The 20,307-nt window shown below is 34.4% G+C and carries 18 protein-coding genes; 17 read left to right on the plus strand and 1 reads right to left on the minus strand.

Features of this window, described 5'->3' with window-relative positions; genetic code table 11:
• Positions 1–247 precede the first annotated feature (247 nt).
• The 9 genes from COE53_RS03490 to chbG all read left to right on the plus strand — a co-directional run bounded on the left by COE53_RS03490 (position 248) and on the right by chbG (position 7,617).
• Positions 248–541: a DUF6509 family protein gene (locus COE53_RS03490; protein ID WP_025569047.1), complete on the plus strand. Its 294-nt coding sequence runs from the start codon at positions 248–250 to the stop codon at positions 539–541.
• Between the two features lie 333 nt (positions 542–874).
• Positions 875–1,177: a PTS sugar transporter subunit IIB gene (locus COE53_RS03495; protein ID WP_098947472.1), complete on the plus strand. Its 303-nt coding sequence runs from the start codon at positions 875–877 to the stop codon at positions 1,175–1,177.
• A gap of 43 nt (positions 1,178–1,220) precedes the next feature.
• Positions 1,221–2,579, plus strand: a complete 1,359-nt coding sequence (locus COE53_RS03500) for a PTS sugar transporter subunit IIC (RefSeq protein ID WP_025569049.1) — start codon at positions 1,221–1,223, stop codon at positions 2,577–2,579.
• 24 nt (positions 2,580–2,603) lie between these two features.
• A complete protein-coding gene (locus COE53_RS03505) occupies positions 2,604–2,924 on the plus strand; it encodes a PTS lactose/cellobiose transporter subunit IIA (RefSeq protein ID WP_069034929.1) in 321 nt (106 codons plus the stop codon).
• 442 nt (positions 2,925–3,366) lie between these two features.
• Positions 3,367–3,669 (plus strand): PTS sugar transporter subunit IIB, encoded by a 303-nt coding sequence (locus tag COE53_RS03510; RefSeq protein ID WP_025569051.1) that lies wholly within the window; start codon positions 3,367–3,369, stop codon positions 3,667–3,669.
• Positions 3,670–3,713: 44 nt separating this feature from the next.
• Positions 3,714–5,069, plus strand: coding sequence for a PTS sugar transporter subunit IIC (locus COE53_RS03515; RefSeq protein ID WP_069034928.1), 1,356 nt, complete (start codon positions 3,714–3,716; stop codon positions 5,067–5,069).
• Positions 5,070–5,091: 22 nt separating this feature from the next.
• A complete protein-coding gene (locus tag COE53_RS03520; protein ID WP_029715362.1) occupies positions 5,092–5,412 on the plus strand; it encodes a PTS lactose/cellobiose transporter subunit IIA in 321 nt (106 codons plus the stop codon).
• 72 nt (positions 5,413–5,484) lie between these two features.
• The gene (locus COE53_RS03525; protein ID WP_091023412.1) at positions 5,485–6,822 is read left to right on the plus strand and encodes a 6-phospho-beta-glucosidase; all 1,338 of its coding nucleotides are present in this window, start codon (positions 5,485–5,487) and stop codon (positions 6,820–6,822) included.
• 78 nt (positions 6,823–6,900) lie between these two features.
• A complete protein-coding gene (chbG, locus tag COE53_RS03530) occupies positions 6,901–7,617 on the plus strand; it encodes a chitin disaccharide deacetylase (RefSeq protein WP_069034926.1) in 717 nt (238 codons plus the stop codon).
• A gap of 539 nt (positions 7,618–8,156) precedes the next feature.
• Here the strand turns inward: chbG and COE53_RS03535 are convergent.
• The gene (locus COE53_RS03535) at positions 8,157–10,877 is read right to left on the minus strand and encodes a sigma-54-dependent transcriptional regulator (RefSeq protein WP_069034925.1); all 2,721 of its coding nucleotides are present in this window, start codon (positions 10,875–10,877) and stop codon (positions 8,157–8,159) included.
• A gap of 148 nt (positions 10,878–11,025) precedes the next feature.
• Here COE53_RS03535 and rpoN point away from each other — a divergent pair, with 148 nt between their 5' ends.
• The 8 genes from rpoN to eno all read left to right on the plus strand — a co-directional run bounded on the left by rpoN (position 11,026) and on the right by eno (position 20,001).
• Positions 11,026–12,327 (plus strand): RNA polymerase factor sigma-54, encoded by a 1,302-nt coding sequence (rpoN, locus tag COE53_RS03540; RefSeq protein ID WP_069034924.1) that lies wholly within the window; start codon positions 11,026–11,028, stop codon positions 12,325–12,327.
• 13 nt (positions 12,328–12,340) lie between these two features.
• Positions 12,341–12,580, plus strand: coding sequence for a glutaredoxin family protein (locus COE53_RS03545; RefSeq protein ID WP_029715405.1), 240 nt, complete (start codon positions 12,341–12,343; stop codon positions 12,578–12,580).
• 192 nt (positions 12,581–12,772) lie between these two features.
• Positions 12,773–13,801: a sugar-binding transcriptional regulator gene (locus COE53_RS03550; protein WP_069034923.1), complete on the plus strand. Its 1,029-nt coding sequence runs from the start codon at positions 12,773–12,775 to the stop codon at positions 13,799–13,801.
• Positions 13,802–13,843: 42 nt separating this feature from the next.
• Positions 13,844–14,851, plus strand: a complete 1,008-nt coding sequence (gene gap / locus COE53_RS03555) for a type I glyceraldehyde-3-phosphate dehydrogenase (protein ID WP_069034922.1) — start codon at positions 13,844–13,846, stop codon at positions 14,849–14,851.
• A gap of 241 nt (positions 14,852–15,092) precedes the next feature.
• Entirely contained in the window at positions 15,093–16,274 is a 1,182-nt protein-coding gene (locus COE53_RS03560; protein WP_025569249.1) for a phosphoglycerate kinase, read from the plus strand.
• A 79-nt stretch (positions 16,275–16,353) separates the two neighbouring features.
• A complete protein-coding gene (gene tpiA / locus COE53_RS03565) occupies positions 16,354–17,109 on the plus strand; it encodes a triose-phosphate isomerase (RefSeq protein WP_069034921.1) in 756 nt (251 codons plus the stop codon).
• Positions 17,109–18,641 (plus strand): 2,3-bisphosphoglycerate-independent phosphoglycerate mutase, encoded by a 1,533-nt coding sequence (gpmI, locus tag COE53_RS03570; protein ID WP_069034920.1) that lies wholly within the window; start codon positions 17,109–17,111, stop codon positions 18,639–18,641. Before tpiA ends, gpmI begins: the two co-directional genes overlap by 1 nt.
• Before the next feature lie 64 nt (positions 18,642–18,705).
• The gene (eno, locus tag COE53_RS03575) at positions 18,706–20,001 is read left to right on the plus strand and encodes a phosphopyruvate hydratase (RefSeq protein ID WP_069034919.1); all 1,296 of its coding nucleotides are present in this window, start codon (positions 18,706–18,708) and stop codon (positions 19,999–20,001) included.
• The last annotated feature ends 306 nt before the right edge of the window (positions 20,002–20,307 follow it).

The following is a 20,307-nucleotide window of genomic DNA, read 5'->3' on the forward strand; positions in this document are numbered from 1 at the left end:
AAATTATTCGGTTCTGTTTGCTGCTTCTATTTATTTCCTCTATCCTTTTTCCTAAATATATGATATATTACTCTTTGCGATGAGCTAATTTGAGTAAGACGAGAGATATGCGCAAGCTAAACGCGCGGATGTGGCCGCCCGGTCTCTCGCCTCAAACGCATCAAGACGTCTGCTGCGGCAGGCGTCTTTCTTTTTGTCCATTCCTTTGTGTATAATAGTACATATTAAAATTGAAGGGAATGTTTTTGTGTTAACGATTGCAGAATACACTGTAGAAGAAATAAAAGATCCATTTGGTATCATTGAAGGTGATCGATATGAGTTTATTCTTTATATCAATGTACCAGAGGATGATGAATTATTTAATGAAAAAGGTATATATATAAAAGTACTTTTTGGAGTAAATGGTGACGAGTCGAAATTAATTAAATATGATTTATATGAAGCTGAGTCAAATCAGTATTTAGATTTTGATTTGGAAGAAGATGAGGAAAAAGAAGTATTTGAATTTTGTAAAACTCATTTAACAGTTGAAGAATAATCTTAATGTGTTGTCGAATGACACACTTCGGCTAGGAGATATCCTATTTAGAGAATTTCTCAACACACTATTGTGTAATTGCAAACACAGTATCAATTGTGCCTACACACTTATAAAACACTAATATTTTAAATAAATGTTACGTTTTGAAAACCTTGATTTATCAAGGTTTTTTTGTTGTATTTTTAAAAAGATAGATTTTTTAGAATATTGGCACAGTATTTGCAATATTTAAATTGATTACACAACTTGTCTTTGTAACGCGTAATTCTTTTGTCATTATTTGTAAAATTGTAAGCGTTTCATCGGCGAGAATAATTGAGGAGGTGTAGGATGAAGATCTTATTGGTATGTTCTGCGGGAATGTCGACTAGTCTACTAGTTACAAAAATGGAACAAGCAGCTAAAGCAAAAGGAATTCAGGCAACAATATGGGCTGTTGCTGGTGATGAGGCGAAAGAAAATTTAGCTAAAGCGGATGTATTACTACTTGGTCCACAGTTTCGTTATTTAGTCTCAGAAATGAAAAAATTAGCTGAACCTAAAGGGATACCAGTAGATACAATTAATCCAGTGCATTATGGACTGATGAATGGTGAAGCTGTACTGGAAATGGCTTTAAATTTGAAAAAGTAAAACGGGGAATTAAAAATCTAGAGAGAAAAGAAGGTGTATTTGAATGATGCGTTTTGCTGAAAAGTATATAATGCCTGCTGCAGCGAAGTTTGGTAATCAACGTCATTTGTTAGCGATTCGTGATGCGTTAATTGGCATGATTGCCATTACGATGATTGGAGCTTTTGCTGTACTTATTAATAATTTAGGTGGCGCAATCCACGGCTACGACAAAATGATGGTAACAGTCTTTGGTGCAAACTGGAAAACACTAGGCAGTGATATTTGGTGGGGAACATTTGCATTTATGACAGTATTTGCTGTAGTAGGGATCGCGCATAGATTAGCTCGTTCTTATGGTGATGAAGGTTTTGAAGCAATGCTGGTTGCATTAGCGTGTTACTTCGTACTAGTTCCACAATCATTAGCTGCGGTATCAGTTACATTAAATGGTGGTAAGACAGCTACAGGTGGAACTTGGGGATTTATTAGTTGGAATTCATTAAACTCAACGGCTTTATTTACAGGAATTATCGTTGCGATTATTGCGACTGAAATTTTTGTACGTTTAGCTAGAGTGAAACAATTAGTTATTAAATTACCAGATGGCGTTCCACCAGCAGTATCAAAAGCATTTGCAAAGTTATTACCAGGTATGTTAACAATCTTTATCGTTGCATTAATTGGCTTATTGTTCAGATTATACATTTCGAATGGCGTATTCTTTAATGATTGGTTAAATTCAGTTCTTGTAAAACCATTAACTGATGCAGCAGATTCATTAGGATTTGCAGTTGCAATTGCATTTTTTGTACATTTTTTCTGGGCGCTTGGATTACATGGTCCAAATATTTTAGGAGGGATTACAACTCCTTTATTAACAACTCTAGGTAACCATAACATCGATTTATATGCAAAAGGTGTGACTGATTTAGATAAGTATTCTGTCTTAGCAGGTCCATTCTTAGACGCATTTGTATATATGGGTGGATCAGGTACTACAATCGGTTTACTTATTGCAATGTTCTTAGTTAACCGTAAACGTCATAAACAGATGATTGCTTTAGGAACACCTCCAGGATTATTTAATATTAATGAACCAATTATTTTCGGTTTACCAATCGTGTTAAACCCAGTATGGTTAATACCGTTTATCTGTACTCCAATTGTTTTAACCATTATTTCTTATTTAGCTGTTCAATCACATATTGTTTTCCCGGTTGTTTCTACAATCCCTTGGGTAACTCCACCAGTTATAGGTGGCTATTTAGCAACTGGTGGTCACTGGAGCGGTGCAGTTTTATCGCTTGTTAACGTAGTAATTTCAATCGTTATTTACTTACCGTTCGTTGTAGTAGCAGAAAGAATGGAAGCTAGAAAGTCGACAGAAACAACAACAAGTAGTAATTCATTAAATGTATAAAGAATGTGAAGGAGAAGAGTGAAAATGCCTACCGACACAAATAATGAACAAATTGCATTTCAACTTATATTACATTCCGGTAATGCTAAGAGTTTATTAATGGAAGCAATGTATAAAGCTCGTGATGGGAAGTTCGAGGAAGCCCGTAGTAAAGTAAACGAAGCGAATGCGGAACTTAAGCGAGCTCATCATTCACAAACTTCACTTATTCAAAGTGAAGCGGGTGGGCAACAATACAAAATTAATATTCTTTTAGTACATGCACAGGATCATTTAATGAACACTCTTACAACAAGAGATTTAGTAGAGGAAATTATTTACTTACATGAAAAAATTTCACTTTAATAATTGATAAAAAAAGTGGTGTAGACTAATTCTACATCACTTTTTTGATAGATTACATAGAACAAAATGTATAATTTAAGTAAGGATCGTAAAAGTGTTTTAAAACACTACAATATAGTTTATATAAATCACGACACACTAACAGGATAATAACACACTAAAACAATTTAAGAAGATTGAGGAACTATATTTAACACACTAGATGTTTTTGGTTACTTTCCTTTTTAAGTAAAGAAAAAAGATTTCATGAAGATGATTCCTTATAGGACAAGGTTTCAATGAGTAAATTATATATTTTTCAATATACCAGAAAAAGTTGGCACGCCATTTGCTATATAAAAAGTGTACAAAATAAATTAATTTGTAGTTACTTCAAGGATTTGTTTCTTACTTCAAACAAACCTGTAAGCGCTACACTAATTCTAATACTGGAGGAATCACAATGAATATTTTATTAGCTTGTTCAGCAGGAATGTCTACTAGTTTACTAGTAACTAAAATGGAGGAAGCAGCAAAAGCAAAAGGAATTGACGTAAAGATTTGGGCAGTTTCAGGTGATGCTGCAAAAGAAAATTTAGATAAAGCTGACGTTCTTTTATTAGGACCACAAGTACGTTATTTAGCTTCTGAAATGAAAAAAGTTGCCGAGCCAAAAGGGATACCAGTTGATGTAATCAATCCAGTGCATTATGGACTTATGAATGGTGAAGCGGTTTTAGAATTAGCACTTAGTTTAAAAAAATAGTCATGATCGTTGCATACATTTTAAACAAAAAGGAGTCCTAAACAATGATGAATTTTGTAGATAGATATATAATGCCAGCTGCAGCAAAGTTCGGTAACCAACGTCATTTATTAGCAATACGCGATGCGTTAATCGGGATGATTGCCATTACAATGGTCGGTTCTTTTGCAGTATTATTTAATAATTTAGGTGGAGCAATCAAAGGTTACGACAAAATGATGGAAGCTCTTTTTGGAGTAAACTGGAAGACATTAGGTGGAGACATCTGGTGGGGAACATTCGCATTTATGACTGTTTTTGCAGTTGTAGGGATTGCTTATAAATTGGCTCGTTCTTATGGTGATGAGGGATTTGAAGCAATGCTTGTCGCATTAGCATCATATTTTGTACTAGTGCCTCAATCATTAAATGCAGTAACAGTTACATTAGAAAATGGAAAAACAGCTACTGGTAGTGTTTGGGGATTAGTGAACTCTACTTATACTAATTCAACTGCACTTTTTACCGGAATAATCGTTGCCATTATCGCAACAGAAATTTTTGTTCGCTTATCAAGAGTAAAACAATTAGTTATTAAATTGCCAGATGGTGTACCACCAGCAGTTTCAAAAGCATTTGCAAAGCTATTACCAGGTATGCTAACAATCTTTGTGATTGCGATTGTTGGATTACTATTTAGACTATATTTATCAGATGGAGTCTATTTTAATGATTGGTTAAGCTCAGTTCTTGTTAAGCCATTAACAAATGCTGCAGACTCTTTACCGTTTGCAATCGGTATCGCATTCTTTATTCATTTCTTCTGGATGCTTGGCTTACATGGACCGAATATACTAGGTGGAATTACGACACCATTATTTACAGCTTTAGGAAATGAAAATATTGATTTAGCAGCAAAAGGTGTTACAAAGTGGAGTGAATATAATGTAATGGCTGGTCAGTTCTTTGATGCATTTGTATTCTTAGGTGGATCAGGTGCTACTTTAGGGTTAATCATTTCAATGATCTTAATAAATCGAAAACGTAATAAACAAATGATTGGATTAGGTGGAGCACCAGGTTTATTCCAAATTAATGAACCAGTTCTTTTCGGATTACCGATTGTGTTAAATCCAATGTGGTTAATTCCATTCATTGGCACACCAATTATCTTAACAGTTATTTCATATTTAGCAATTTCTTTAGGTATGGTTCACCCAGTAACTACGAATATTCCATGGGTAACTCCACCAATTTTAGGTGGATGGCTGATTACAGGGGGACATTGGACAGGTGCAGCCTTAGCAGCATTTAACCTAGTTATCTCGGTTGTCATCTATTTACCTTTCGTTGCACTACAAAGACGAATGGAATCTAAAAAAACTAGAGAAGCAGCAAATAATCAAAGTGCTGCTATGTAATGCAGTTTGAGGAGGATACGAAATGAGTACATTAACGACAATTGAGCAAACAGCATTCCAATTAATCTTACACGCAGGAAACGCAAAAAGCTCATTAATGGAAGGTATGCAGGCTGCTCGAGCAGGTAATTTAGAAGAAGCAAATAGTAAGATTGAAGAAGCAAAGAAAGAATTAAATCTTGCGCATCAGGCACAAACTTCATTAATTCAAGGTGAAGCACGTGGAGAGAATGTTGAATTAAGTATTTTATTAATTCATGCTCAAGATCATTTAATGAATGCATTAACGATGAGAGATTTAGTAACAGAAATAATTTTCCTACATGAGAAATTAAATAAATAAGAGAAAATAGAAAAGTAGTTTCCTAGTATCATCGGGCTACTTTTCTCCTATCATATAGAAGGAGTGAAGAAAATGAGAAACGGTATTAAAATAGCAACAATTGGTGGCGGTTCAAGTTATACTCCAGAATTAGTTGAAGGATTTATTAAACGTTATGATGAACTACCTGTAAGAGAGTTATGGTTAGTGGACATTGAAGAAGGTAGAGAAAAACTTGAAATCGTTGGAAACCTTGCGAAAAGAATGGTAGAAAAAGCAGGAGTACCGATGGAAATTCATTTAACACTTGATCGACGTGCTGCTCTTAAAGATGCTGATTTTGTCACAACACAATTTCGTGTAGGTTTACTTGAAGCTCGTATGAAGGATGAGCGTATTCCTTTAAAATATGGGGTAATTGGACAAGAAACTAATGGTCCAGGTGGTCTATTTAAAGCACTTCGTACAATTCCGGTTATTTTAGATATCGTTAAGGATATTGAAGAGCTTTGTCCAAATGCTTGGCTAGTAAACTTTACGAATCCTACAGGTATTTTAACAGAAGCGATTTTAAGATACACAGATTTCCGTAAAGTAGTAGGTTTATGTAATGTACCAATTCATATTCACATGAACATTGCAAAAGGTCTAGGGGTAGAAGCTGAGCGTGTGCACATTGATTTTATGGGATTAAATCATATGGTTTACGGAACGAAAGTATTATTAGATGGTGAAGATGTAACAAGTCGTGTTGTAAGTGAGTTTGCACGCCCTGCTGAAAGTATGACGATGCAAAATATTAAGGCAATGGATTGGAATCCTGATTTTATTGAAGCACTTGGAGCGATTCCATGTCCGTATCATCGTTACTACTATCAAACGAAAGTAATGCTAGAGGAAGAACTGGAAGCAGCGAAAAAAGATGGAACGCGTGCTGAGGTTGTGAAAAAATTAGAAGAATCATTATTCGAATTATATAAAGATCCTAATTTAAATATTAAGCCACCACAATTAGAAAAACGTGGCGGAGCTTATTATAGTGATGCTGCATGTCGATTAATTTCATCTTTATATAACAATAAAGGTGATATCCAACCTGTTAACACAATGAATAATGGTGCAATTGCATCAATTCCAGATGATTGTGCTGTTGAAGTAAGTGCTGTTATTACAAAAGATGGTCCAAAACCGCTTACGATGGGTGACTTACCGGTTGCAGTACGCGGTTTAGTTCAACAAATTAAATCATTCGAACGTGTTGCTGCGGAAGCTGGAGTAACAGGGGATTATAAAACAGCATTACTTGCTATGTGTATTAACCCTCTAGTTGGATCTGATAATTTAGCAAAACAAATTCTAGATGAAATGTTAGAGGCTCACAAAGAGCATTTACCTCAATTCTTTAAAAACGAAAAAGTAGCAGCGAATTAACGATTAAAAAGAGGGATGTAGCTCGATTGAAAGAGTGCATCCCTTTTTATCATCCTAAAAGAAAAAGGAGAATGAATGATGAAGAAGCTAATTGTAAATGCAGATGATTTCGGGTACTCAAAAGGTGTAAATTATGGCATTATTGAAGCACATTTGAATGGAATAGTGAACTCCGCGACTATGATGATGAATATGTATGCGGTAGAGCATGGAATTGAAATAGCAAAATTACATCCTACATTAGGATTAGGTGTACATCTTGTATTAACTGCGGGCAAACCTTTATTAACAGATCTACAAACAATTGTAGATCAAAATGGGGATTTCCTTAAAAATAGTTACTGGTATGACAATCCCGTTATTAATGTTGAAGAAGTTGAAAAGGAATGGGATGCTCAAATTCAAAAGTTTCTTTCTTATGGATTGAATCCTTCACATCTAGATAGTCATCACCATGTACACATGATTCCAATTCTACATCCAGTAATTGCAAAATTATCTCAAAAGTATGATCTTCCAGTCCGTATTTCTCCAAAGAGTCAAATAGACGGAATCACACCTTTCACGGATCAATTATTAACTGATTTTTATGGTAGTGATATTCCATTAAACTATTTTGAGACAATAGAAGACAGAATAAATAAAAATGTTGAGTCAGTAGAGGTTATGGTACATCCAGCATTAGTCGATAATCATTTAAAAAATGGTACATCCTATTGCTTTGAGAGATTAACAGAACTAGACATTTTAACGAACTCAAAACTTCCTGAGGGAGTAGAGCTAGTAAAGTATTAATATAGAATAAAAAGCCAGTTCCTTTCATCGAAGTAACTGGCATTAGAGTATTGAAATATAAAATGGTCAATAGGGAAACAGACATTAAATTGAACTTATTTATGATGAAATGATCATTTTTTGGATGATTTATTAATGGTTATAAATGTTAATATTGAGCAATTTCACGATTTCAATAATCACTAGTAATGATTTTTTTCAGAGGTTAAAAATATTATGAGCTAATTTTTAGAAAAACAAATTCAGTTGATTAGTTTAATTAAAGTTCGATATTAGTTGACCTACAAACTGATTAATACACAACAGTTAGATTATTCTAAGTAAAGGCTATTTGATTATGATTTTATTGGAGACTTTTTTCGATGAATAAGTTGATTGGAGCGGAGGAGTGCTCGACTCCTATGGGATTAGCGGGAAGGCTAAAGANNTGGAAATCAACATCACTCTACTCCTTTTACGAAAATTTGGTAATTTAATTGACAGGGATGTTTTTCAACAGAGTAAAGCCAGTTCCTTCATCGAAGTAACTGGCTTTTTACTTATTTTATATAAAAGTCTTCATCTAACCTACTTATATCGTTTCTAGAATAAAATTCCATTAAATAACATATTTCATCATCAGGTATGATAATGTCACAAGCATCCTCAATTTGTTGCATTATTTTTTTAATTTTTAAATATAGCATATAGTCACTATTTATTTTATCTTCTTTATCTTTAAATGGGATTAGAGGCTGTGAGTTTTGAATCCGATCAATCATGCAACTCATATGAATAACAATTCCCATTAGATCCTCATTTTTGAAAAATTTGTCTGTTTGGACTTGTATATCATTTAAGGCACGTCTAATCACACTAATTACTTTTTTAGCATCCTTTAAAGAAATAGTCTCTTGTAGTGTTTCAGCCATTTTTAAATACGTTTCTTCATAAGTTATCAATTCTTGTATTGTCTTTGTTGCTTTCATATTTAATACATCCTGTAAATGAAACGTATTAAATGGAACATTTATATCAAAATTTGAAACAATACAAACGATACTTCGTTCTTTAGATATATCATTTAACATTTTTTGTAATTCGTCTTTATTTAAAAGGCTAATTGGCACAATTTCTAGCATCTCTTTATCATAGACCAAGTTATTCGCTAGTATATTTTTAATGGCTATTGCACTTCCCTGACCAGTCAGACATGCAGTTAAAATGACAGAACGATTAAATTCAGGTTGTTTCGTTTTATTTGAATGAGAATTGATGAAGAAAGTAGTTAAGTTTCTTACATCCTGATAAAGCTCGTCTAAATTATAACCTAGTGTTGCTTTTCTAGAAGCTTCGATTACATGTGCAGTACTTACCATTTGAATCACGCGTACAGGAATTGAAAATTCAGCTTCAATTATGTCGCCGATATAAGATAGTGATCCCATATCAATACAAAGTAGAATTCCATTTAATTTACCTAAAGATTTAATATAATCTTTTACTCGAATTAAAAAATCTTGTGGTGGTTCACTTAATGGCATATCGATTCCAATAACTTCCTCGTTTTCTAACAGTTCATTTGTTACATTCGCCATTTCTTTAGCAATACCGTTACCATGAGCTAATACAATTACTTTTACATTGGAGCTAGTCACTTTAAAATCTTCGTTTCCATATACAAAAAACATCGTTATAAATGCTACTTCATCAAATGGGATTGAAACATTTGAGAAATCTTCAATCATTTTTACACATTCAATTGAAACGGAAAACTCATTCTTATATTGCTCTCGGATTTGCGTTATATTTGGATGATAAATTTTCTTGTTTGACTGTATACGTTGTAATAAGGTTTGAATGTGTAGGCTAAGTGCAACGAGTATTTTTTCATTAAATCTCTTGTTTAATTTTTCTTCTGCTAGTTTTAGTACCTTTTCACTTAATGTAACGATTTCAGGCTTGATTATTTTTGAGACATTTTCTTTACTAGATAGTTTACGATTAATAGAAGTTAAATAATGCGTAAAATAGCTTTCAATATCGTTTTCCATTAGTAAGGATAACTCGTCCTGAGCTACGCCACGTTGTTTCAGTTCTTCATACTTCGTATCAATTCGGTCATAAATTGTATCTGCAGAATGATCCAATTGGTGGTTACTGGTTATACCTTTTGTTGGTGAAAATTCAAAATGCTCGTTTAAAAGTGTAACCGCATGCTTCACTTTTTTTTCAATGAATAAGCCTTCCTTCACATACCAGTTCAAATCAGTGCTGTAAATTCGTATTTTGTCATGTTTATGAGTAATAAAATCTGCGTAAGCCTTTGCACAAGCTAATTGAATGTCGGCTTTAAGTTGTCCGATATTGTTTTGACACGGATAAAATAGAAATGAGCGAATAGTATTTGCACTTACAACGATCTCTTTTCCTAGCCGAACACTTTCTTCCGTGAAAAAACGTTTAATCAGTGTCAGTCTCTCTTCATATGTACGATCACGAAGAGCTGGCAAGGTAATGACCATAGGGATCCGTCGCGTAAATGTAGATAATAAAGTGGACTCGGGATCCTCTGTTGTTGCTGAAATGATTAATACATTCGATGTTCGCTCGTTTTCTGTCTCACCTAGTCTTCTATACAACTTATAATCAATGAACGTAAATAACATTTCTTGACCTTCAGGAGTAAGTCGATGAACCTCATCTAAAAATAATATTCCGTTATTTGCTTTCTCGAGTAGACCTTTTTGTTCTGTTGCACCTGTATAAGCACCTTTTCTAACACCGAAAAGCTGGCCTAATAATAGTTGTGGATTATTTGCATAGTCTGCGCAATTAAAAATAATGAATGGAGAATCCTTTTCTAAAACATTTGAACGGATTGCGTAATCATGCATTCTTTTAGCAAAAGCAGATTTACCAACACCAGTCTCACCGAGTATTAATGTATGCATACCATTTGGTGGATAGAGAATAGCTGATCTTGCTTTTTCGATGGCAGGTCTTAAACTAATATTTTCTTCATAAAAATATCCATATTTATAGTCTGAACTTGCGATCTTAATTTGAGATTGGTTCGTTTGTTGTAATGTATGAGATAGGAGCTTAAATACGACAGGTCTAGAATTTGTTTTAATTAATAATTCTTCTTTAACTAATTTATTTAAATCACTGCTAACGTTTGCTCTATCTAAACCGAGCTTTTGAGCAATATTATTAGCAGTAAAGCCTTGCTCCTTACTTTGAAGAAAAACTTCATAAATCTGATTTTTTCTGTTCATAATGGCCCACCCATCATAAAGAGTTGTATACTTTTACTATACAGGAAAAAGTAAACGTTTTCACTATATTTAAATTAGTACAACAATTCGTCAAGTACTATGAAAAAGTTAAATATCGAGTAAAATAGTAATAAGGGAGTGAAGTAGTATGGAAATGAATTTAATGCAAAAACAATCATTGAAACTTGCAATGACTCAGGAACTACGACAAGCCATTACAATGCTTCAATTTAATGCCCAAGAACTTACAGATTTTTTATTTGAGCAATCATTAGAAAATCCCTTAATTGAAGTCGAAACTCCTTATAACGATTACACTTCTTCAAAAATCAAACAACAAACTACTTCCAGCGGACAAGGAATGGAGTTATATACTCGAAGAACAGAAACATTACAAGAAGAACTTGTTAGTCAGTTAAATGAGTTGAAAATTGATAATGAGGAATATAAAATTATAAAATATTTAATTTATAACTTAGATAAAAATGGATTTTTAATGGAATCAGATGAAGAGCTTATACACGAATTAAATATTTCATTCGTTCAATTACAAATCTGCATTGATACACTTCAACGTTTTGAACCCTCAGGAGTTGGTGCAAGATCCGTTAAAGAGTGCTTATTAATTCAACTAAATGGCCTTGAAGTTGACACAACAATTGCAAAACAGGTCATTAAAGATTATTTTGATCTATTTGTTAATAAAAACTGGAAAGAAATAGCGAAGAAACTTAAGATTAGCTTACCCGATTTACAAAAGCAAATTGACTTAATTTTAACCCTTCAGCCAAGACCAGGTTTAAATTATTTCCAAGACCAAGTAAATTATGTAGCACCTGATTTATCAGTTGAAAAAATAGGTGGGGAATTCGTTGTACTGATTAATGATAAAATTATGCCTCGTTTAAAAGTACTTAATGAATATTCTTCAATTTTAAATGGTCAACATGAGAAGGAAGTTTCAACTTATTTAAAGGACAAAAATACGCAAGTTAACTGGTTAATGAAAAGCTTGGAAGAACGAAAATCAACTATGTTAGCAGTAATGAATTGTATTCTTCGAAAGCAAATTGCTTTTTTTGAAAAAGGTCCCGCAAATTTAAAAACTCTTACTTTAAAAGAGATAGCGGAAGAACTTTCATTACATGAATCGACGATTAGCCGTACATGTAAAAACAAATATGTACAGACACCGTTTGGTTTATATGAAATGAAAAAATTCTTCCATCAAGGTGTAAGTGTAGATGGTGAGGAGCTTGCATCAACGAGTGTACAGGTATTCATCAAGCAACTAGTTGATGAAGAAAACAAAGAAAAACCATTTTCAGATCAAAAGCTAGTAAAATTATTAGCTGAAAAACACGGAGTAGAAATCTCAAGAAGAACAGTAGCTAAATATAGAGATATACTGAGAATTCCTGGTTCATCAAAACGAAAGCGCTTTAGTTAAAAAGGAGAATGGGATGTCGATTAAGTTAACTTTATTTACAAAAGAGAATTGTGGATTATGCGAAGAAGCAAAAGATGCAATTCGCTTGGTTCAATCTGAATATGAAATCGATGTAAATGAAATTGATATTTATTCTGATGATGCATTATTAGAGGAGTATCAACTAATGATTCCTGTTATTCAAATTAATGGGGAAACTGTTGCATACGGAAAAATTCATAAGATTGACATATTAAATGCCATAAATGGGTAGTTATCAGTTGAAAGAAATGAATGACCCTGTTACAATATAAATGTAGCAGGGTTATTTCACTTCTGGAGTAAGTCTTGTTCAAAAAAACAACGTTGCAAAACGCTGTAATTTTTTTAAAACAAGCGGGACATAATATGTCATAGTGGGACACATTTAGACCCAAGTGAATACTCTGTGAAAGAGGAGATGAAAATGAACCATATTTTAAAGCTACAACAAAAATTATTACCTGATCTAATACCCGTTATCCAAAAAAGATTTCAAATCCTACAATATATACGAATTATGCAGCCGATCGGTCGAAGGAATTTGTCTGCTAGCGTAGGATTGACAGAAAGAGTACTTAGATCAGAAGTTGCTTTATTAAAAGAGCAAAGACTGATTAATGTCGCATCTTCTGGAATGACATTAACGGATGAAGGACTAAGCTTACTTCTAGACCTAGAAGAACCAATGCGTGAACTATTCGGTTTGAAAAATATCGAAGACTTGCTTAAGGAAACATTTAATCTTAAGGAAGTAATCGTTGTTTCAGGCGATAGTGACGAGCTGGACTGGGTAAAAAAGGAGATGGGTCGAGCGGCTGTTGGCTGTATAAACCAAAGGATAGAAACAAATAATATTGTTGCTGTTACTGGTGGTTCCACTTTAGCTGCCGTAGCTGAAATGATGAATGATGATTCTAAAGATCTAAATACCTTATTTGTTCCAGCGCGAGGCGGTTTAGGTGAAGAAGTAAGAAATCAAGCAAATACGATTTGTGCAAAAATGGCTGAAATGGCAAAAGGTAATTATCGATTACTTCACTTGCCAGATGAACTTAGTGAAGAGGCCTATATAACTATGATGGAAGAACCAAGAGTAAAAGAGGTTCTAAATTTAATTCGATCTTCTTCTATTGTCGTACACGGCATTGGAGATGCATTTACGATGGCTAAACGAAGACAATCTTCATCAGAACAGTTAGAAATCTTAACTGAATCTGAAGCTGTAGGAGAGGCATTTGGATATTACTTTAATGAAAATGGTGAAGTTGTTTACAGAGTAAGAACAATCGGTTTACAACTTAATGAATTGGAGAATATACCTTATGTTCTAGGAGTAGCTGGTGGATCTTCTAAAGCAAAAGCAATGGCTTCTTTCTTAAAGAAAGGTCATGTAAACATCCTCGTCACAGACGAAGGAGCAGCAAGAGAGTTAATTAAAGGATGTACCCTTTAAAATAAAAAAAAGCTTCTACCTATTAAAAGGAGGAAATTAAAAATGGCAACTAAAATTGGTATTAATGGATTTGGACGTATCGGACGTATGGTTTTCCGCGCAGCTTTAAACAACCCAAATGTAGAGGTTGTAGCAATTAATGACTTAACAGATGCTAAAACATTAGCTCACTTATTAAAATATGATTCAGTTCACGGTTCAGTAAACGCTGAAGTAGCAGTTAATGGCGATTCAATCGTTGTAAACGGAAGCGAAATTAAAGTAATTGCTGAGCGTGACCCAGCAGCTTTACCTTGGAGCGATTACGGAGTAGAAGTTGTAGTAGAATCTACTGGTCGTTTCACAGATAAAAAAGATGCTGAAAAACACTTAGGTGGATCAGTTAAAAAAGTTATCATCTCTGCACCAGCTTCTAATGAAGATATCACGATCGTAATGGGTGTAAATGATGACAAATACGATGCTGCTAGCCACAATGTAATTTCTAATGCTTCTTGTACAACTAACTGTTTAGCTCCATTTGCTAAAGTATTAGACGAAAAATTCGGTATCAAACGTGGTATGATGACAACTGTTCACTCTTACACAAATGACCAACAAATTCTAGATTTACCACACAAAGATTTACGTCGTGCACGTGCTGCTGCAATGAGCATGATCCCAACAACTACTGGTGCTGCTAAAGCAGTTTCATTAGTATTACCTCAATTAAAAGGTAAATTAAATGGTGGTGCTGTACGTGTACCAACTGCTAACGTATCTTTAGTTGACTTAGTAGTAGAATTAAATGCTGAAGTTACTGCTGAAGAAGTAAATGCTGCATTTAAAGCTGCTTCTGAAGGAGAATTAAAAGGTATCTTAGGATATTCTGAAGAGCCATTAGTATCAATCGACTATAACGGTTGCTCAAACTCATCTACAATCGATGCATTATCTACAATGACTATGGAAGGCAATATGGTTAAAATCCTTTCTTGGTACGATAATGAAACTGGTTACTCAACTCGTGTAGTTGACTTAGTAGCTCACATCGCTTCAAAAGGTCTATAATTTTAATAAAAATTAATATGAGGGCGAGGGGATTTTCCTCCCCTCTTTTGTTTGATAAAAATCCTCTTTTGTCACTAATCCAACACAATATTAAAAAATACTCTAGAAATAAATTCCAATTGATGTACATAATCTGTTAAAATTGCGGTGACAATATCACAGAATAGATACGACTTTGTATGAGACGGATCGACCAGTGAAATTGAATGGATGAATAAAAACAGTACTGGAGGCACCTACTATGAACAAAAAGTCATTACATGACATCGATGTAAAAGGGAAACGCGTATTTTGCCGTGTAGATTTCAACGTACCAATGGCAAATGGTGAAGTAACAGATGATACTCGTATTCGTGCTGCTCTTCCTACGATTCAGTATTTAATAGAAAATGGAGCAAAAGTTATTTTAGCATCTCACTTAGGACGCCCAAAAGGACAAGTAAATGAAGATATGCGTTTAAATGCTGTTGCTACACGTTTAAGTGAAAAATTAGGTAAAAACGTTATTAAAACTGATGAAGCATACGGACCAAAAGTTCAAGAAGAAATTAGCAAAATGAGCGAAGGCGATGTTTTATTATTAGAAAACGTTCGTTTCTACCCAGGCGAAGAGAAAAATGATGAAGCTCTAGCAAAAGAATTTGCTTCTTTAGCTGATGTATATGTAAATGATGCTTTTGGTGCTGCACACCGTGCACATGCTACAACTGCTGGTATTGCTAAATTTATTCCTGCGGTAGCTGGCTTCTTAATGGAAAAAGAAATAAGCGTTTTAGGTAAAGCACTTTCTAATCCAGAGCGCCCATTTACAGCTATTATCGGTGGAGCGAAAGTTCGAGATAAAATTAGTGTAATTGAAAACTTATTAGATAAAGTAGATAACTTAATTATTGGTGGCGGTCTAGCTTATACATTCTTAAAAGCTAAAGGCTATGAAATTGGTCAATCTCTTTTAGAAGAAGATAAAATTGATTTAGCAAATGAATTTATGCAAAAAGCCGAAGCTAAAGGCGTTAAATTCTATATGCCAATTGATGCAATTATTGCTGACAAATTCGGTGAAGATGCTAATACACAACAGGTTGATATTGATAGCATTCCAGCAGATTGGCAAGCCCTTGATATTGGACCAAAAACAACTGCTCTGTATGCAGATGTCATTAATAGCTCTAAATTAGTCATTTGGAATGGACCTATGGGTGTATTTGAAATCGATAAATTTGCACAGGGAACTAAAGGTGTGGCACAAGCATTAGCAGATTCTGACGCATACTCAATTATCGGTGGCGGAGACTCAGCTGCTGCTGCTGAAAAATTCGGCTTAGCAGATAAAATGAGCCATATTTCTACTGGTGGCGGTGCTTCATTAGAATTTATGGAAGGTAAAGAACTTCCTGGAGTTGCATTATTAAACGATAAATAATTCGAATAGCTTTACAATATTTAGTAATTGAAATAGAGTAAGATGTTATGTCTTACCAATTGTTAGGAAGGTGTTTCTCATGCGTAAACCAATTATCGCAGGTAACTGGAAAATGAATAAGACGCTTAACGAAGCGATGACATTCGTTGAAGAAGTAAAAAATAGCATTCCATCATCTGATAAAGTAGATTCAGCAGTTTGTGCTCCTGCATTATTTATCGCACCTATGTTATATGGTGTAAAAGGAACTGAATTAAAAATTGGTTCTCAAAATGTAAGTAATCAAGATAGTGGAGCTTATACTGGAGAAATTAGCCCAGTAGCACTTAAAGATTTAGGTGTAACTTATGCTATTATTGGACATTCAGAACGACGTGAATATTATGGCGAAACAGATGAGTTTATTAATAGTAAAACAAAAAAAGCTTTTGAACATGGACTTACACCAATTCTTTGCTGTGGCGAAACGCTTGAAGAACGTGAAGGTGGCAAATTTGAGGAAGTTATCCGTACTCAATTAACAGCTGATCTTGCAGGTCTTACAGATGAGCAAGTAAAGAATTTAGTCATTGCATATGAACCAATTTGGGCAATTGGAACAGGAAAATCTGCTACAGAAAAAGATGCACAAGATTCATGTAAATTTGTTCGTGATGTTGTAGAAAGCCTTTATAATGAAACTGTTGCAGAAGCTGTACGTGTACAATATGGCGGCAGTGTAAAACCTGAAAACATTAAAGAATATATGGCTCAACCTGATATTGACGGTGCGTTAGTAGGTGGAGCAAGCTTAGAACCAGCTTCTTTCCTTGCATTATTGGAGGCTGTTAAGTAATGAGTAAACAACCAGTAGCGTTAATTATCCTAGATGGATTTGGTTTGCGTGATGAAACATTTGGAAATGCTGTTGCACAAGCGAAGAAACCAAATTATGATAGATATTGGAATAAATATCCTCACGCACAATTAACTGCTAGCGGTGAAGCAGTAGGTCTACCTGAAGGACAAATGGGTAATTCTGAAGTAGGTCATTTAAATATTGGCGCGGGACGTATTGTTTATCAAAGCTTAACGCGTGTAAATAAGGCAATTCGTGAAGGCGAATTCGAAAAAAATGATACATTCATCGATGCAATTAAAAGTGCAAAAGAAAAAGATAAAGCATTACATATTTTTGGTCTACTGTCTGATGGTGGTATTCACAGCCATATTAATCACATGTTTGCTTTATTAAAATTAGCTGCTGAAGAAGGAATGAAAAAGGTATATGTACATGCATTCCTTGATGGACGTGATGTTGGTCCAACTACAGCTAAAAAATATATCGATCAAACGGAAGCAAAGTTTAAAGAATATGGTGTCGGAGAATTTGCAACAATTTCTGGCCGTTATTATTCCATGGACCGTGACAAACGTTGGGATCGTGTAGAAAAATGCTATTGTGCAATGGTTTATGGAGAAGGACCAACTTATACAAGCCCGTATGAATTAATTGAAGATTCGTATGCGAACGGTATCCATGATGAATTCGTATTACCTTCTGTAATGTTAAAAGAAGATGGTACTCCAGTTGCAACAATAAGTGATGAAGATTCAATCATCTTCTACAACTTCCGACCTGACCGTGCAATTCAAATTTCAAATGTATTTACAAACGATGATTTCCGTGACTTTGATCGTGGAAGTAAGTTCCCGAAAAATGTTCATTTCGTTTGTTTAACACATTTTAGCGAAACAGTACAAGGTTATGTAGCATTTAAACCAACAAACCTAGATAACACTTTAGGTGAAGTTCTGGCTCAAAATAACTTAAAACAATTACGAATTGCTGAAACGGAAAAGTATCCACACGTTACATTTTTCTTTAGTGGAGGCCGTGAAGCAGAGTTCCCAGGTGAAGAACGTATTTTAATTAACTCGCCAAAAGTTGCGACTTACGATTTGAAACCTGAAATGAGTGCTTATGAAGTAAAAGATGCATTACTTAAAGAAATTGCCGCAGACAAGCATGATGTAATCATCTTAAACTTTGCAAATCCAGATATGGTAGGACATTCAGGAAAACTTGAGCCGACAATTAAAGCAATTGAAGCGGTTGATGAATGTTTAGGAGAAGTAGTTGATGCAATTCTAGCTAAAGGCGGAAAAGCAATCATTACAGCTGACCATGGAAATGCTGATGAGGAAATTACACCAGAGGGTGAACCTATGACAGCTCACACGACTAACCCTGTACCAGTTATTGTTACTGAAGAAGGTATTACGTTACGTGAAGATGGTATTTTAGGTGATTTAGCTCCAACTGTTCTTGATTTATTAAAAGTAGAACTTCCAAAAGAAATGACTGGTAAATCACTTATTAAATAAGTGATCAGTTAATATAAAAAGTTTTTAATTATGCGTATAACGCAACAAAAGGAGAGATTTTATTATGTCAATGATTATTGATGTTTATGCTCGCGAAGTATTAGATTCTCGTGGTAACCCTACTGTTGAAGTAGAAGTTTATACAGAAGATGGTGGCTTTGGCCGTGCACTAGTACCAAGTGGTGCTTCAACTGGTGAATATGAAGCTGTTGAATTACGTGATGGAGACAAATCTCGTTACCTTGGTAAAGGTGTTGAGAAAGCTGTAGCTAACGTTAATGATATTTTAGCTGAAGAAATCGTAGGATTCGAAGTAACTGATCAAGTTTCAATCGACCGTCGTATGATTGAGCTAGATGGTACTGAAAACAAAGGTAAATTAGGCGCTAACGCAATCCTAGGTGTATCTATGGCAGTAGCTCGTGCAGCAGCTGATGAATTAGGTTTACCATTATACCAATACCTTGGTGGATTTAATGCGAAGCAATTACCAGTTCCAATGATGAACATCATCAACGGTGGTTCTCATGCTGATAATAACGTAGACTTTCAAGAATTCATGATCTTACCTGTAGGTGCTGAAAGCTTTAAAGAAGCAATTCGTATGGGTACTGAAATTTTCCACAACCTAAAAGCTGTACTACATGACAAAGGTTTAAACACAGCTGTAGGTGACGAAGGTGGATTCGCTCCAAACCTTGGTTCAAACCGTGAAGCTTTAGAAGTAATCATGGAAGCAATTGATAAATCTGGTTACAAAGCTGGAGAGCAAGTATTCTTAGGAATGGACGTTGCTTCTTCTGAATTCTTTAACAAAGAAACTGGTAAATACGATCTTGCTGGTGAAGGACGCACTGGCGTATCTTCAGCAGAAATGGTTGATTTCTACGAGCAACTTTGCAATGATTTCCCAATCCTTTCAATTGAAGATGGTTTAGATGAAAATGACTGGGATGGTCACAAATTATTAACAGAACGTTTAGGTAACCGAGTACAATTAGTAGGTGACGATTTATTCGTTACAAACACTAAAAAATTAGCTGAAGGTATTGAAAAAGGTATCGCAAACTCAATCCTAATCAAAGTTAACCAAATCGGTACATTAACTGAAACTTTCGATGCAATCGAAATGGCTAAACGTGCAGGTTACACAGCAGTAGTTTCTCACCGTTCTGGTGAAACTGAAGATAGCACAATCGCTGATATCGCAGTTGCTACAAACGCTGGTCAAATTAAAACAGGTTCTGCTTCTCGTACAGACCGTATTGCTAAATACAACCAATTATTACGTATTCAAGACGAGTTAGGCGACAGCGCAGTATACCAAGGATTAAAATCTTTCTACAACTTAAGAAAATAATTTTATCAAAACTAAGTGCATTAACAAAAAAATAATCCATTATAGACACGTTAAAAAGAGAAGGATCGTCACCTTCTCTTTTTTTTGCATTAAAAACACAGTTTAAAATCTTTTCTTTTTAATTAAATACCAAATTCTACATGTTCTAATAATAGCAATGAATATACTTGAAATATCTGATTAAATCGTTTGAAAGAGCAAATTTCATTGGTTGCTCCTAATTTATGTAGTAAATAGTATTAATCATAGATATTCTGACTATATCTTGCAGAGTTTTTTTAGGAATAACTAGTTGATATGTGAACA

Origin of the sequence: Bacillus sp. AFS029533, from assembly GCF_002585125.1 — a bacterium.
GTDB lineage: Bacteria > Bacillota > Bacilli > Bacillales > Bacillaceae_G > Gottfriedia > Gottfriedia luciferensis_B.